Annotated in this window: 1 protein-coding gene; it reads right to left on the bottom strand. The window is 60.6% G+C overall.

What is annotated here, in order from left to right; translation table 11 throughout:
* Positions 1 to 44 precede the first annotated feature (44 nt).
* Positions 45 to 611, bottom strand: a 567-nt coding sequence (locus tag BQ8482_RS35535; protein WP_208867953.1) for an SLC13 family permease, incomplete at its 5' end; no start/stop codon positions are given.

Raw genomic sequence — 611 nt, 5'->3', positions numbered from 1 at the left:
GCCGGCCGGCGAAAGTTCGAGCCGGATTGATCCGTCCATCGATATCAGTTCATCGGCCATACGATCATTAGCATCGGCACAGCAACAATGACGACGAGGAACGATAGCGGCAGTCCCAGACGTGGATAATCGCTGAAACGGTAGCCGCCCGGCCCCATGACGAGCGTGTTGCACTGGTGGCCGATCGGGGTGAGAAAATCGCAGCCGGCGCCAATGGCGACCGCCATCAGAAATGCTTCCGGCCTGTAACCGAGATCGCCAGCAAACTCGGCGGCGATAGGCGCCATGACCAGAACGGTGGCGGCATTGTTGAGGAATGGCGTAACGGCCATGGCGGCGACAAGGATGAGCATCAGTGCGCCGGGCGCCGGAAGAATGGTCCCCAGTTTGGCAAGCTCGCCGGCAACCACTTCTGTCGCCCCTGTACTGCGTAGCGAATCGCTCACCGGAATGAGAACGGCGAGCATGACGAGGATTGGACCATCCAGCGATTGGTAGACCTCCCGGACCGGGATGACCTTGAAAAGCACCATCCCGACCGCGGCCGCAAAGAAAGCGACGGAGACCGGTAGCAGCCCAAACGCAGTCGCCACCATAGCGAGAGCAAGGAT

This window comes from Mesorhizobium delmotii (genome assembly GCF_900149755.1).
GTDB lineage: Bacteria > Pseudomonadota > Alphaproteobacteria > Rhizobiales > Rhizobiaceae > Mesorhizobium > Mesorhizobium delmotii.
Note: the sequence above shows the minus strand (reverse complement) of the source record. Positions and strands in the feature narration are given on the sequence as shown.